Below are 857 nucleotides of genomic sequence, written 5' to 3' on the forward strand. Positions count from 1 at the left end.
TCTATGGTTGATAACTTCGATCCAATCTGGAACGCAGCGGGTCAAGCGTACCAATCTAACTGTTCAACGTGTCACTCACAGCCAGATGAAGCTCACTTCAGCGCTAACGGTTGGGTAGGCATGTTAGATGGTATGATTGCATTCGTTAACTTCGATACAGATACAGAAGCACTTGTTCTTAAGTATCTACAGAAGCACTCATCAGATTTTTCTGAAGGCCATCACTAATAAGACGTCAATTGGAGTAACACAATGGCAATTACAAGAAGAAGTTTTCTGAAAGGTGTCGCGACTACAAGTGCGGCATCGGTTATCGGTCCAAGCTTATTGGCGTCGGCATCAGTGTCTGCAGCAGAAACAGACGGCGCGTGGAAAGTCTCTGGTTCTCACTGGGGTGCATTCCGAGCTCGCGTTTATGCGGGTAAAGTACAAGAGATTAAACCTCTAGAAATCGATCAACACCCAACTGAGATGTTGAAAGGTATTAAAGGTATTATCTACAGCCCATCACGTGTGCGTTACCCAATGGTTCGCCTAGATTGGTTGAAGAAGCATAAATACAGCGCAGACACGCGTGGTAACAACCGTTTTATTCGTGTGACTTGGGATGAGGCACTAGACCTTGTTTACCGCGAACTAGAGCGCGTACAGAAAGATTACGGTCCATGGGCGCTTCACACAGGTCAAACTGGGTGGAGACAAACGGGTCAGTTCCACAGCTGTACTAACCATATGCAACGTGCAATGGCACTTCACGGTTACTCTGTGAAGAAAATCGGTGACTACTCAACAGGTGCTGGTCAAACGATCATGCCTTACGTGCTAGGTTCTACTGAAGTTTACGCACAAGGTACATC

1 protein-coding gene and 1 pseudogene are annotated in these 857 nt (G+C 46.4%); both read left to right on the forward strand.

Annotated features, from left to right (window positions below; genetic code table 11):
• A pseudogene (locus AB4496_RS17070) lies at positions 1-228 on the forward strand (pentaheme c-type cytochrome TorC); the annotation flags it as partial.
• 24 nt (positions 229-252) lie between these two features.
• Positions 253-857: molybdopterin-dependent oxidoreductase (locus AB4496_RS17075; protein WP_372131444.1), on the forward strand; the 605-nt coding region annotated here is incomplete at its 3' end.

The sequence above is a fragment of the Vibrio sp. 10N.222.46.A1 genome (genome assembly GCF_041473595.1).
Taxonomy (GTDB): Bacteria; Pseudomonadota; Gammaproteobacteria; order Enterobacterales; family Vibrionaceae; genus Vibrio; species Vibrio tasmaniensis_A.